Origin of the sequence: Paenibacillus sp. JDR-2, assembly GCF_000023585.1 — a bacterium.
Taxonomy (GTDB): domain Bacteria; phylum Bacillota; class Bacilli; order Paenibacillales; family Paenibacillaceae; genus Pristimantibacillus.
This window is the reverse complement of record NC_012914.1, coordinates 559,760-573,929: the sequence shown is the minus strand read 5'-3', so window position 1 is coordinate 573,929 and position 14,170 is coordinate 559,760. Positions and strand designations below refer to the sequence as shown.

Sequence of the window (14,170 nt, the reverse complement as noted above, 5' to 3'; positions counted from 1 at the left end):
TCGCGCAATTCTAACGAAACTACATATCGCTATTGCGGCTAATTGACCCTCTAAACCAGTCAAAAGCACCAAATAGCGATACCAGGTTTCGTTAGATTCCGTAAACCGCTACTATCGGGCAAATAACGTTACCAAGTTTCGTTAGCGTAGTTTACCGTGATGGCCGGGGGTTCCGGGGTTCCGGGGTTCCGGGGTTCCGGGGTTCCGGGGTTCCGGGCTTCCGGGCTTCCGGGGTTCCGGGCTTCCGGGGTTCCGGGCTTCCGGGGTTCCGGGCTTCCGGGCTTCCGGGCTTCCGGGCTTCCGGGCTTCCGGGCTTCCGGATTTCCGGGCTTCCGGTTTTTCCGGTTTTTCCGGACTTCCGGTTTTCCTGCGTTACCCTGTTCTTGCCGGCTCATGGTTACCCGGTGCCGCTTTGGCTAATCCCCCCCTTTTGACCAATTGCCCGGTCAAGCACCGCCCCCGGCGTACAAAAAAGGGACTGCTCCCACTTGGGAGCAGTCCCTTTACTCGTTCCTATGCAAAATCCGGGCGGATCTCCCGGATACAATCCGGCGACTCGTAAGCTTCGTCGTTCACCGCGTTGGTGACCGGATAAGCTCTCATGCGGTAGCTGTCCATCGGCTCCAGATGCTTGCGCAGCGAACGGAAATCCGAGATGCTGGGATTCAGCCAATCCTCCATTCCCTCTTCGTCCATGATAACCGGCACGTTAGGCTGCCATTGCGACATCGTCCCGGTGGCCGGTGCGGTAATCATCGTAAAAGCGCGCACCTCTTGCCCGCTGTAATTCCGCCATACGTCGAAGAAGCCGGCAATTCCGAATACTCTATGGTTTGGCACCACGATATGCATCGCCCGCGAGTCCTTCTCCTTCTGTCCCTTCTGCCAGCCGAAAAATCCGCTGCAAGGCACAACGCAGCGCTGCTTGCGCAGCATCCGCTCGAAGAAAGGCTTGTTCGACAGCATGGAGCTATCCGCGTTTACGGAATCTTTTGCCCAGAACGGGAACAGTCCCCATCTAGCATCATGCATCGTCCGGAGTCCCCAGCGATCGTTCATCACAATGGACACCGTCTGCGTCGGCGCTACATTAAACCGGTTCGTGTAACAATTAATCAACTGCTCCACCTTAAAAGCCTCAATCATATCTCCAACATCCGCGGTAATGGAATAACGTTCAATCATGTGCAATAACCCCCAGCGCTTTTTAACCAAGTATTCTCTAAAGCGCGGGATGATTATGCGTACATTTCCATTAATTCGTGAATCGTTTGCGGAATTTAAGCGGCGGCATGCCGGTCTGCGCGGCAAAAAGCCTGGAGAAATGCGGCGTCTGACGGAATCCCGTCTCCTCCGCCACTCTTGCGATCGGCCAGTCTGTCTTGATAAGCAGCAGCTTCGCCTGGTCGAGGCGGTAATACAGCAAATATTGCTGCGGCGTACAGCCGAACACCTCCGTCATGCAGCGGGTAATGTAGTTCGTATGCAGCTGAAGCGCTTCGCTCAGCATCGTATTCGTAATCACGCTGCGGTAATTCATCTTCAGATAAGCGGCAGCGCGTTCCGCAACCGATACCCCGGCCTTCGCCGCATCCGAGCGCCAGCCCTCGTCAAGCATCTGCAGCAAATGGAGAAAACGCTGCTGGCGTTCCCAGAAGGCGCCATGCGAGGAGCTTTGCGCCGCTTCATGCAGCTGGGAGAACAGAAGCTTCGCTTCGTCCGGGAACGATAAATGCATTTTTTTCGGCAGGCGAATGGCATACGTGTAATAATCCCCGCGCAGCGATCCCTGGCTTGCCTCCGTTTCCTCCCAAGCTCCAACCGTCTGGAAATGCACCCAGTCGAATACGGTCTCCTCTTGGCAAGGCTTAAAAGAGTGATGCCAACGATCCGGCCGCAGAATGAGCACATCCCCGGCTTGAAGCGTCCAACGGTTGCCCTCCTCCGCGATGTAGAGCGAGCCCTGCTGAACGAACAGGAGATCAAATACGCCAAGATTCGTCCGGTTCGGATGCTCTTCCCCCGCTTGATAGGTTCTCCGATTCGATTCTATGAAAAATGGCAGCGGCGGTGACCGAAAGGTCAGCAGCAATTCCTCCGACACAATAAACCTCTCCTTGTTGTCTCAATGTTGTCTCAGTGGTGTGTATGTATGCAAAAACTTCATAAAAGCTATTGCCATGTTACCGAAATCATTGCCATTTGTCTACAATGTTCGACAGATCCAGCCTATGAAAAAAAAGCCCTATTCCTCTATTAGAAGAATAGGGCTTTCCTGTTACATGATGATAGCTTCGGCTGATTCCTCAACCGGGCTCAGACATTCTCCGAGAAACGGGCAGCGGCGGCATTCCGCGGACCCTTTCGATTTGCGCAGCCCTGCCGCGGACGATGCTTCCGGCATAAAGCTTGCAGCCAGCTTCATATAATCCAGCGATTGTTCAAGCGACTCCTTATCGGGATGCACAATGCGCCGATTGCCGCTTAAGACGGGCAGCACTTCAATTCGAAGCGGCAGCCGCCCAAAGGCGCTTGAGCAAAAAACCGCCGTCAAATGCTGAAACAAAGCGATGCTCTCTTCATCCTCGTCAATAATGTATTTGCGCACGATATAATCGGAAGGATCACCGTTCTCACTCTTCAACACCGCTTGAAAAATTTGCATCAGCTCCACCTGGAGCTCCGGCACAAAAACCTGATGCTGCTCGAACAGAATAATTGGAGTGTAGGATTTTTCGCTTATTAATAAGGAATGTAGACCGTCAATCAATTGCTGCCTGATGGACCAATAATGCTCCGGAGACTCGAATTTCGCTACCTTGTTGGTCCACCAGCGCTCCAGCCTATCCGGAATAGAGAAATTTGCCCGTTCTCCCTCAGGTGTCATAAAAAAAGCATTCACCACATGGCTGACAGCCACCTGGGCAAGCTGCATCCAATTGACCTCCGCCTTAGCCGATGACGCGGCTCCCTGCCGTTTGGCATACCGGTACGGACATCTCAGGAGCTCCTCCAGCTTATAATCTTCAATTACCGTCACCTTTGCCGCAGCATCCAAAGCCGGCCACCTCCCCCGGAACTTCATGCATCTATTTGACAGCAGGTACTGATCCCGCTATCAGCCAGCCTGCAGCCTTGCACTCGATAATCTGATCCTTGGACGGATCGAATTCAACCTTCAGGCCAGGCAGCACGAGCTCCGCTCCAATCTCCTTCAGCTTAGCTTCAATCGTATCCACTGCCCCGCAGAAGATCGGGTAAGAAGTATCTCCTGAGCCAAATACTACGGCCTTGCGTCCGCTTAAATCCAGATTGCTTAACGCTTCGTAAAAATCTATGAATTCATCGGGCAGCTCGCCGTCTCCCCAAGTGTATGCGCCAATCGCAATGCCCTCATATTGGTCCAGCTCGGATGCATCCGCATCATAAGCATCTCTTACGACAACTTCCGCTCCTGCTTCTCTTGCGCCAGCGGCAATGGCTTCCGCCATTTCCTCCGTATTTCCCGTCAAACTTGCATACGCCACAATGACCTTCATGAAGACCTCCTGAATAATGTGCGGGAAACTTAACCGCTCCTCTTAAGGAAGCAGCATCCCGCTTTTGCTTAGATATCTAAATATTGAATGCCTTGAAATAAGGTCGCCATGTACAGTCTGCCATCACGGAGCTCGACGTCCGTCACCGGATAACCAAGCTTAACCGACAGAAGCGCGAACTGGTTCTGAATCATGCTAAGCCGAAATAGACCATGGTCCGTACACACATAAGTATCAATGCCAATCGATACAACGGAGAAAACAAATTTGCCGCTGAAGCGGATCCGTTCGAACCGGCCTCTTTTATCCCCGACCAGCAGCTCTCCCTTATCGCTTGCTACAATCAGATGCCCGCGGAATACCGATAGGCTGGTGACCGCCCGGTTCAGCTCAAACTCGGCCCATTCGTCCATAAACCGGTCATACAGTGAAATTCCGCTCTCATGGCCAACAACGAGATATTGGGGAAGGTTCATGAAGTCGAATACCTTTTTGCCCGGGCATGCAAACTTTTGCCATTCGCCGCGCACTTCCGACCACAGCCCGTATTCGGTCGCCGCATAGCCGGTTCCGCCCAGAATGCGGTATTGGGAGCATGGAACAGCAAGCCCCGTATCCACCCACTCCTCATCCTCGTACAGGAATAACCCTTCACTCGTGCAGGCGTGCAAAATACCGCTATGAAGCTGAAGCCGGTTCACGCTCGCATGAGGCGGCAGCCCCGCCGCCAGCTTCGTCCACTCTCCGAATTCGTCAATCTCGTATACGCCATAACCAACCGAAGCAGCTATTATCGAATCTTGGCTAACCCGTACCGACGAAAAAGGAAACAGCATCCAGTTCCACGGCTTGCCTTCGTGATTGATCTGATCCGCCGTATTCCCCGGCTGACCGTTCTGATTAAACCGACTTTCCTTCACATTTTTCAGCTCCAATGCTATGTAAGGCCTGCCCGCGCAGGCTTACTTGTTGTGTTCTTTCCGGTCATCTGCCTTATGAATAATGATGGACTCGACCTGCCACGGCTTCGATTCCCGTTCTTCGCTCTCCGTCTGACGGACTGGATGTATTTGCTTCTTCTTCTTCAAGACCATTTCATACAATAAACCCAACGTTAGAACCTCCCTTTGCGCGAAGCCCGGACCTCTTGCCCGGTGGTGCGTATACAGCTGCTGCCCATCCCATGATTGATAATGATTATCAGTTTCGTTACATACATGATAACCATTCTCAATGGCACTGTCAACCGTACCCAAGTCCTTAATCTTCGCCTTCTTCTAAAGCTTTGGACGGCATGGTCAGCTGCGTTAAATTCGACACCAGTAGCAGCCATGCCGTACCCGCATGACTGCCTCGCTCGCAAATATTTGTGCATAATGTTACAAGGTATGCCCGCTCCCGCCAAAATATTTGTCTTGCTGACAAATTTTCCGTTCAGCTTGTCAGAACAGCTTGCCATTACATTGCACCTTATGCAGCATATTCCCATCCTATAAGCCAAATCCGCGTTTTACTCTGCCCGAAATGCAGTGTATTCCCCCGTGAGTCCCCCATATGAGCTTATTTAAGTGGAATATCCTGCATATCGTGTAACATAAACGGACAAAACAGGCGTTTAGGACCAATTATGCTGTAAAACGTGCAATGTAGCCTAGGAGTGATGTGCCGTACGAGTGGCGTGCAGCACGGGGTGGTGTTAATGTGCTATATGCGGAGTGCGGCGTGTGTTATACTGGCGCCGTCTGCGGGGCGCATGCGGAGTGCGGCGTGACGTGTTGGTGAGTCATATACGATGTCCTTGTGCGACCTGCCTCCCACCTCATAAAAACGCCCGACGGCTGCGGCCGTTGGGCGTCGTTGCGTTCCACACCAGAGTTAGGCGTCGAACGTTCTTAATCGTTTAATATCTTGAATCGGCGAAAGGCCGAACATTCTGGCATATTCCCGGCTGAATTGAGACGGGCTCTCGTAGCCTACCCGGAAAGCGACATCGGCGGCATTCACGGGCTCGGATAATAACAAGCTGCGTGCAGCCTGCAGGCGCAGATGCTTTTGGAACTGAATCGGACTCATGGCCGTGACTTCTTTAAAATGTCTATATAGCGTGGGAACGCTCATATTCGCGATTGCCGCAAGCTCATCGCTACGAATTGATTTTTCGTAATTTTTCTTGATATGGTCAATGACCTCTTTAATCCGAAAAGCTCCCCCGCCTTCAAGCGCCAGCTGCTCCAGGCTAACCCCATGCTTGCTTTGCAGGATGCGATACAGGATCTCTTTGATTAAAAGAGGCGCAAGCAGCGGAATATCATCCGGTTGTTCCAGCAGTTGAACTAACCGATGAATCGCATCCGTTAAAGAACGTTCCATCTGACCGATAAACAAGCCGCGTCTTGCGTGCTCCTGCGGCCGGGGCTGTATCCCCGATTCCTTCATGACTCCCAGAATTTGCTCCGGCGAGAATTCCAGCTTGAGTGCCAGATAAGGTCTCTCGGATGAAGCTTCAAGGATCCGGCTAATCACCGGCAGCTCGACGGAAGCCACAAGGTACTCATCCGGGCTGTACGGAAAACGCTCCTCGGCGAGCGATACTTCCTTCTTTCCTTGAAAGACAAAACAAATGGAACGACTGTGAACGCCATGCGAGGGTTCCGTCGGTTGATTTTGGCGAAATAAAAACAGGGATGAAATCGGAGTCTCGTGGACGCCGTTTTGTTGTCCGGCAAAACGATCAATAAGCTCAGCGGTTGCCTCATAATGCTCAAGCGTAGATTCAGCCATATCTTATCTTTCTCCTTGAACTGCCGATTAATGCTCCCATCATAATATACAAGCCATGCATGCGCAAATGGGTGTGATAAGATCGGGCAATCTTATGAGACGATCGTGATACCGGCTGCCCATTCAGCTGATGCATAATGAAGGAGCTCGAGCTAAGCCAACTACCATCCCACAACCATTCATTGGAGGAGATATATGATGTTAACCCCGCAAGCACCTATCGGCTCCGGATTCGGAGCTTCGTCAACTGCCGCCGAAGTCATTAAAGGCATCGATTTAACAGGTAAAATCGTTATGGTCACAGGCGGCTACGCCGGTATCGGATTGGAAACCGTTCGCGCGTTCCGCTCCGCCGGCGCCAAGGTCATCGTTCCTGCCCGCGATATGGAGAAGGCGAAAGCCGCTCTTGCCGACATGCCGGACGTCCTGCTGGATACCATGGACCTGCTGAACCCTGCATCCATCGATGCTTTTGCAGAGCGGTTCCTAAGCCAATTCGATAAACTCCACATTCTCGTTAACAACGCAGGTATTATGGCCGTGCCTCTGACACGCGACGAACGGGGCTATGAATCCCAGTTCGCAGCCAATCATCTTGGCCATTTCCAGCTTACATGCCGCCTGTGGCCGGCACTTGTCCGCGCGGAAGGAGCACGCGTAGTCGCGCTCTCCTCTTTCGCCCATCGGCGGGCGGGCATCGACTTCAACGACTTGAACTTCGAAAGACGCGAGTACGACACCTGGGCGGCTTACGGACAATCCAAAACCGCAAATGCCCTGTTCGCGGTCGCGCTTGACTCCATCGGCAAAAGCCAAGGCGTACGCGCCTTCTCCGTCCATCCGGGCGGTATCGCAACCGATCTGCAGCGTCACTTGTCGCAAGCACAGCTCAACTCCCTGGACATGTTCGACAAATCGGGCAAGCCGATTATCAGTCCGGAAAATAACCGGAAGACTCCTGAGCAGGGTGCCGCAACGAGCGTCTGGTGCGCAACCAATCCTAAGCTGGAAGGCATGGGCGGCGTCTATTGCGCGGACTGCGAAATTGCCATCGCGCTGCCAAGCGACGACTCAACCGAAATGCACGGCATCCGTCCTCGCGCAACCGACCAGGTTGCCGCCGGCCGTCTGTGGCAGCTCAGCGAGCAGCTTACCGGTGTTAAGCTTGATTTGAAGTAAGCGTAAGGTTAGAAAAAAAGGCTGTCTCCACGAATTGGAGACAGCCTTTTCCATATTCTTACCAGCGGTACGTACCGACGGTCCCGGCAGGAAGCGTCGCTACGAACTGCTTGCCGTCGCAAAGCACGCGGAACAACTGCTCTTCCGCCGTCTGATTGATAACGACCATAACAAGACTGCCGTCCGGATTGCGGAACGCCACATTGGTTACCGTCTCCGGCGAGCCGTAAGTGCTGCCGATCCGGTAAGCGCCGCGCTCGACAAAACGGGAGTATTGCGCAAGCAGGTTAAATTCCGGCGTACGCCAGAACCGGCTTGGCTCATCCGCATCCTGCACGAGCATCGTTGGGCCGGGCTGCCCAAGCCATTGATGCGTGCCGATCTTGCTGTCGAGCATCGTTACCCAGGCGTTATAGCTGCTGGCATAGTTGCGGAAATATTGCGCCATCCGGTCTGCGCCGGCCGTTCCCCATAGGGAACGCTCCGTCAGATATATCGGCTTCTCCGGATAAGCCGCATGAATCTCGCTCATGACTTCCGGAGAGCCGTCATAGTCGTGGAGAGCAATGCCGTCAACCGCCGCATAGCCTTCGGAGTCATTCAGAATCGGCGTGACATAACCCATCGCATCCGCAAAGTTGTGATCGAAGATCCATAGCTCCGTTGCTAGACCATGCTCCTCGAACTCGCGCTTGAGGGCAATCGCCAGTTCGCGCTGACGTTCAGGCGACATGTAGCAGCTTGGATAGTCGGTCTCGAGCAGAGGTTCGTTTTGCAGCGTCATCGCGCAAACCGGAATGCCATGCTCCTCGTACGCCTGAATAGCCAGGCGGTAATATTTCGCCAGCGCTTCCGTGTACTCGGCGCCTTCCTTCAGGCTTCCCCGCTTCAGATCGCCGTTTGTCTTCATCCAGGCCGGCGGGCTCCAAGGCGAAGCGAAAATTTTCGCATCCGGCACGGCCTTCAGCAGAAGCTGCACCACCCTGAAGATCGACAGATCGATATCCTTCTGAACACTGAAATGCTTCAGCTCGAAATCGGTCTCTCCCTCGGGAAGATCGTTATACGTATAGAACGGCTGCGCGGTGAAATCCGAGGTCCCGATCGTAATCCGGAACAGATTAAAGCCCAGACCCTTCTCCTTGTCCGCCAGCTGCTGAATAAAGCTCGCCTGCGAAGCAGCGTCCATCTTCAGCAGATTGTTGATCGTTGTCTCTTCCACCGAAGTCCCGATGCCCAGCATCTGTTGATACGAATGGGCAGGCGTTACCAGAATCGTAGTTTGATCCGAGACGGAAGGAGCGGTTAACGCCAGCTTCGGCTGCCCGCTCAACGCATAGGCCGGGTCCGTTGGCCCTTCAAACCAGCGGGTATTCCCCGGGGTCATTTCCGAGCTGAGCCACACCTCAACTTCTTTTGTGGTTACTGCCGTTTTGAGTATTGCAGACATTTGCGTCTCCTCCTCTATCCCACTTTGTTTTGTTATTTGCTGTTAGCCGTTCCCGGCCATACAAACGTAGCCACCGCGCCTGCCGGCATCGTGTAAGCAAACGATTTGCCGCCGAGCTTAACCTTCAGTTCTTTGTCTTCGCTTGCCGCGTTTAGCGCAACCAGTACGATCGTGCCGTCCGGATTCTTGAAGGCAACCTGCTCGATCTCCCCGCTCACCGATTCGCCGGATTCAATGCGGTATGCACCGGATTTCACGAATTTGCTCGCATGGCCAAACGAATAGTATTCCGAGTTAAACGCCACATCGCCGGAGCCTTGATTAATCGTTACGACGCCCATGCAATCCTTACAGCCGCCAATCGTGGGCCCATAATTCTCGTCGAGCGCTAGATTCCATTTCAAGACTACCTTCGACCAGTTGCGGGTTGCGCCGATAATCAGATTTTCCATATCCCATTTCAGGTTGCCGCCAAAGTCCGTTGACCAAGCGCCGCCGCTGCTTTCCGTGAAATAGAGATTTTTGTCCGGATGCGCGTCATGCACCTGCGCCTGATTGCCAACCTCTCCCGCATAACCGTGGAAGGCTGTTCCGTCTACGTATTTCGAGGCATCCGGATCGTTCAGAATGGTCAGCGGATAATACGGCTCATCCCAGTTATGATCCCAAACGACGATCTTGGACTTGATGCTGTTCTTCTCGAAGGCAGGACCAACAAAGTTCTTGATCAGCTCGGCCTGCTCGACCGGCTCCATCCTCATGCCCGGATAATCATCCGGCGTATAATGCGGTTCGTTCTGAAGGGTAATCGCATCAAACGGTACGCCTTCCGCTTCGTAGCCCTGAATCATTTTGACAAAATAATTCGCAAACGGCTCATAAGCATCGGGCTTCAGGCTCCCCCCGATCACGGAATCGGTTGTCTTCATCCAGCCCGGAGCGCTCCACGGACTACCCATCAGCTTCAGCTCCGGGTTAATCTTAAGCGCCTGTTGAAGCGTCGGAATGATGTATTCCTTATCGTGATCGATAGAGAAGTTTTTCAGCTCCGGATCGCTTTGACCGGCCGGCATATCGTCGAAGGTATAGTTCTTTACGGCAAAATCCGATGCCCCAAGCGGCACGCGCATATAGCTGATGCCAATTCCCTTATCATGGTCGAACAGCTTGTTCATCAGCTCTTCCCGCTGCGAATCGTTCAGCTTATTCGCAATAAGCCAAGCCGAGGAATCCGTCATGGAAGCGCCAAAGCCATCCATTTGCTGATAAACCTTCCGGTCATCGATCGTAATGACATTCTCTTCGGAATCCTTGGCCTTCGTCAGCTTCAGGCTTTCCTCCTGCTGCAGCAGCTTGCTCTTGTCCGGAGTCGTCAGCCAAACCTGAACCTGTCCGTCGGCAGAGCCTGAACGGCCTGAGTTCCCGTTGCTGCAGGCCGTGGCCAGCAAAGCTACCAGCAAGACGGGAAGTATAACCGTGCTAAACCTTCTCATTCGCCGCTCCCTCCAGCTTTTGACCCAAACCGCCCTTATGACGGGTAATTGCTCCATAATCGCGGCGGATGAGCGGTGCAACCGGCTTCTCCGTGCTGCGGTCCATATGAATAATGCCAAACGTATCGATCCAGTTGTTGTGGTTCACGTACCAGTCGTACATAATCCAGAAATCGATGCCGGCTACATAGCCGTCCGGATTGTCCTCTCCCTCTGCGCTCAAAGTCCCTTTCTCCATCAAGGCGCGAAGCGTTTCTTCATAAGTTAGGACCTGCTCGCCTTCATTGCCGCCGGAGGACCAATGGCCGAACTCGGTATTAAGGATGGGTTTATCCGGGAAGAAGCGGTTTGCTTCCTCTAGGAACTGCCGTGTTCCCTCGTAATACGTCCCGCCATGGAAAATGCCAAAGTACATCGTCCAGGCGGCAACATCCAGCGGCGCCATCGACGGATCATGCGGACCCGGCTGGTCGGCGGCAGAGCTTTGCGTCAGGAGGCGGCCATCGTTGTAATTCTCTCTTAAGTCACGGACAAGGCGTTCGTTGTAAGCGAGGCGAAGCCATACGTCCTTGGATTCGTTTTGCGTACTCCACATAAGCACGGACGGACGGTTATACTGGGAGAATACCATCTCGCGCCACATCTGATCGGCAAGACGTTTCTCGTTTTGCGCCTCATAATGCTCGGTCTCGAACTGCCAGAGCGGAATCTCGCTCATCGCCATAAAGCCCATCCGGTCAAGCAGCAGATACGTATACACATGGTTTGGATAATGTCCGGTTCTAACCATATTCACGTTTAACTCGCGAATCTGCTCCAGATCCGTGCGAATCCGCTCCCAAGCCGCCGTGCGTCCGGTATCCGGCCATTCCTCATGACGGGCGATACCGGCCATAAAGACGGATTGCTCATTGAGCAGAATTCGGGTCTTATCCGTCCGTACCGTCCGGATGCCGAATTGCGTGCTGAATGAGTCCTGCGCCAGAGTCGTGGATCCTGCCGCTGTCAGCCGGAAGGTAGCGACATACAGATATGGCTGCCAGACTGACCACAGCTTAGGATCCCGGACAGTGATTTCGAATTGCACAACCTTCGCTTCATCCGGCTGCAAGGTGAGTTCAGTATGCATCGGTTTATCCGTAACGGCCGGCACGCCAATAAGCGAGGAAGCCAGCGGGGATAGCAGGAAGTTAGGCGCTTCCGGGTCTGCCTCCAGCAGACTGCCTTCCAGTCCTACCTGAACCGCATCATTGCCGCGGTTATGCAGCACAACCTTCACATCCAACCTGCCGCTGACATCCAGCGGAACGATATCCGCCCGGACAATCGCGGCCTGAGGAGTGATTTCAATATAAAGATCATGAATAATGCCCGTATAATTGAAAAAATCCGTTCCCGCAACGGCCGGAATCGTATCATTCCGGCTTCCCCATGGCGGGTTATCGACGCGGATGCGGATCTCATTGTCTCCCGTGCGCAAATAGGCCGTTAGATCAAAGGCAAACGGAGTAAATCCGCCTTCATGGCAGCCCACCCATTCCCCGTTGATCCAAATATCCGCCACATAGCTGATGCCAAGCGATTTGAGCGTGTAAGCATAACCTTCATTTTTGCTTGCAATCGTGAACGCTCTGCGGTACCAGACGCCGTCCTCATACGTTTCCGCCGCATTCGCTTCAGGCAAGCCGGTCAGCTTGTTCTCCGGCGAAGGAACCGCATGCGGCTGCCACAGCTCGGACGCTGTACCGCGGACGTAATCCCCTTCCCGGCTCTCCAGTTCCTTCAGCCAGCTCTCGCTGCGGTCCGCCATCGAGAAATCGTGATCCATCGACAGGCGGCGCTTCTGCCACTCGCCGTTCAGCGTGATCTTGCCTCTTGTCTGGGGCTCGAAGGAAGGTACCGGAATACCGTTCTGAAACGGAACATTTACGCCATTTACTTTTTCCAGCGTTAAGGTTGTCTTCAGCATGATGTCTCTCCTGTCTCTCTTTAATTGAGTGAAAAATAAAAAGGAGGATGAGGACGAATGCGTACGCCGATCCCTTACGCACAGGTCACACATCCCCCTTGGTCATGCAAAACCTATTATTTTATTCCTTGCGCGTCAAACGATTTGTTCGCTTGCTCTTGTACGTATTTCAATACATCGTTCACGCCGGCTGCTTCCAGCTGTTTGCGGTAAGTCGCGAGCGCCTTATCCACGTCGGGAACAAGACCCATCATCAGAGGCATGCCGTATTGCTGAATAACCGAGTTAACGGCTGCTTGCTGCGATTTCACAGGAGCGTAGTCCATGATAACTTGCGCGAAGATGTTTGGTTTGCTTTGCGATTTGAACTCTTCAAGAAGAGCGTCGAACCCTTCCCATCCGCCGGCTTGCTTCACGCGTTCCATCGATTCCACGCGGTAGCCCCAGCTTGCGATACCATAGCCTTTGAAGTCTTTTGCCTCTACGCCGGCAGGAGGCGTAACGATATGCTTGCCGTCTGCATCCATCGAGTAGTCCGTGCCTTCAAGACCGTAGCTCATGAGATCATAGTACTTCGGATCGCTGCGCAGCTTGTCGAGAACCATCAGGGAACGCTCTGCGTTAGGCGCGCTCTTAGGAATAGCCATTGCGTTGTTAACCGACAGCGTAGGTACAGTCAGGTTGTGGAAACGGCTGAACGGGAAGTAGCCGAGCTTGATATCCGGATTGGATTTTTCCATACCCGTGATGAAGCCGCCTGCACCCGGAGCATTACGCCAGTACACAGCACCTTGACCGGTTTTGATTGCGTCGCCGGCTTCTTTTTGGTCAGACAGGGTATCGGATTTCCAGAAGCCCTTCTCCGACCAAGTCTTCATCTTCTTCACCCATTGCTCAAACTCCGGAGTGAACGGATAAGCTACGATATCGCGCGGAGTGTCGTACGATTTCGCTGCGATTACGCCGCTGTCGCCGCCGATTTGCTGGTAGCCTTCGAATGCTTTGAACATCGTGAATACTTCGTTGTAAGCTTTGCCGTTAATTGGAGTGATGCCTTTGGATTTCTTCACGCCGTCAAGGTAAGCCTCGATGGAGTCAACGTCCTTGATCTCGGGAAGACCAAGCTCTTGTCTCCAGTCGTCACGGTACACAAGTCCGTCCGGCGTATATTCCGGATAAGTTGCGGGAATCGCATAGATTTTGTCGTTAACCGTAGCTTCCTTCCAGTCCTGCTCCGATACGCTGCTCCAAGTTGTAGGAGCGTATGTTGGCAAGAGGTCGTTCAGAGGCATAAAGGCGCCTTGGTTTGCGAATTTATAAAAGTCCGCCCATGAGGAAGCGAAGATCATATCAACTTTCTCGCCGGAAGCAAGCAGCAGGTTGTATTTGGTCTGCCAGTCTGTCCACGTCGTGAAGTTCAGCTTAACGGTCGTATTCAAGTCTTGCTCAAGCATTTTGTTCCATTCCGCAACAACCTTCTCCTGGTCCGGAGCCGGATCGCCGAGCAGGTACCAAGTCAATTGAACCTTTTTCGAAGTGTCCGGAGTTTTTGCATCCGTGCCTGTGTTCGAGCTTGCTTCCGTACCCGGATTCGCGCTTGCATTCGAGGATTTGTTCGAATTGTTGTTGTTGTCGGAACCGCAGGCTGCAAGCATACTTGCCATAATAGCCGTCGAAACGAGCACAGTGCCCATTGTTTTTATCTTTCTTTTCATGCTTGATGACTCCTCCTTTTATTTAGTGAACCTATATGTTAGCC

12 protein-coding genes are annotated in these 14,170 nt (G+C 53.2%); 1 reads left to right on the top strand and 11 read right to left on the bottom strand.

The genetic code is table 11. The features are described 5' to 3' along the window. Nucleotides 1-513 precede the first annotated feature (513 nt). The 7 genes from PJDR2_RS02580 to PJDR2_RS02550 form a co-directional block, all read right to left on the bottom strand. A complete protein-coding gene (locus tag PJDR2_RS02580; RefSeq protein WP_012772487.1) occupies nucleotides 514-1,185 on the bottom strand; it encodes an SOS response-associated peptidase in 672 nt (223 codons plus the stop codon). 70 nt (nucleotides 1,186-1,255) lie between these two features. Further along, on the bottom strand, nucleotides 1,256-2,104 hold the full coding sequence (locus PJDR2_RS02575) for an AraC family transcriptional regulator (protein WP_012772486.1): 849 nt from the start codon (nucleotides 2,102-2,104) through the stop codon (nucleotides 1,256-1,258). A 174-nt stretch (nucleotides 2,105-2,278) separates the two neighbouring features. After that, nucleotides 2,279-3,058 (bottom strand): hypothetical protein, encoded by a 780-nt coding sequence (locus PJDR2_RS02570; RefSeq protein WP_012772485.1) that lies wholly within the window; start codon nucleotides 3,056-3,058, stop codon nucleotides 2,279-2,281. Between the two features lie 31 nt (nucleotides 3,059-3,089). Continuing rightward, nucleotides 3,090-3,539 (bottom strand): flavodoxin, encoded by a 450-nt coding sequence (locus tag PJDR2_RS02565; protein ID WP_012772484.1) that lies wholly within the window; start codon nucleotides 3,537-3,539, stop codon nucleotides 3,090-3,092. Nucleotides 3,540-3,607: 68 nt separating this feature from the next. Further along, nucleotides 3,608-4,459, bottom strand: a complete 852-nt coding sequence (locus PJDR2_RS02560) for a hypothetical protein (protein ID WP_012772483.1) — start codon at nucleotides 4,457-4,459, stop codon at nucleotides 3,608-3,610. Between the two features lie 42 nt (nucleotides 4,460-4,501). Further along, nucleotides 4,502-4,651, bottom strand: coding sequence for a hypothetical protein (locus PJDR2_RS33045; RefSeq protein ID WP_190276176.1), 150 nt, complete (start codon nucleotides 4,649-4,651; stop codon nucleotides 4,502-4,504). Between the two features lie 763 nt (nucleotides 4,652-5,414). Beyond that, nucleotides 5,415-6,320: an AraC family transcriptional regulator gene (locus tag PJDR2_RS02550; RefSeq protein ID WP_012772481.1), complete on the bottom strand. Its 906-nt coding sequence runs from the start codon at nucleotides 6,318-6,320 to the stop codon at nucleotides 5,415-5,417. 195 nt (nucleotides 6,321-6,515) lie between these two features. Here PJDR2_RS02550 and PJDR2_RS02545 point away from each other — a divergent pair, with 195 nt between their 5' ends. Beyond that, entirely contained in the window at nucleotides 6,516-7,499 is a 984-nt protein-coding gene (locus tag PJDR2_RS02545; RefSeq protein WP_012772480.1) for an oxidoreductase, read from the top strand. A gap of 58 nt (nucleotides 7,500-7,557) precedes the next feature. On the opposite strand, the gene PJDR2_RS02540 is transcribed toward PJDR2_RS02545, so the two are convergent. From PJDR2_RS02540 to PJDR2_RS02525, 4 genes are all read right to left on the bottom strand, one after another. Then, complete coding sequence (locus PJDR2_RS02540; RefSeq protein ID WP_012772479.1) at nucleotides 7,558-8,949, bottom strand: glycoside hydrolase family 30 protein; 1,392 nt, start codon at nucleotides 8,947-8,949, stop codon at nucleotides 7,558-7,560. Nucleotides 8,950-8,981: 32 nt separating this feature from the next. After that, entirely contained in the window at nucleotides 8,982-10,442 is a 1,461-nt protein-coding gene (locus PJDR2_RS02535) for a glycoside hydrolase family 30 protein (RefSeq protein WP_012772478.1), read from the bottom strand. Next, a complete protein-coding gene (locus tag PJDR2_RS02530; RefSeq protein WP_012772477.1) occupies nucleotides 10,429-12,411 on the bottom strand; it encodes a glycoside hydrolase family 2 in 1,983 nt (660 codons plus the stop codon). Before PJDR2_RS02530 ends, PJDR2_RS02535 begins: the two co-directional genes overlap by 14 nt. A gap of 116 nt (nucleotides 12,412-12,527) precedes the next feature. Further along, the gene (locus PJDR2_RS02525) at nucleotides 12,528-14,126 is read right to left on the bottom strand and encodes an extracellular solute-binding protein (protein WP_012772476.1); all 1,599 of its coding nucleotides are present in this window, start codon (nucleotides 14,124-14,126) and stop codon (nucleotides 12,528-12,530) included. Nucleotides 14,127-14,170: the final 44 nt, after the last annotated feature.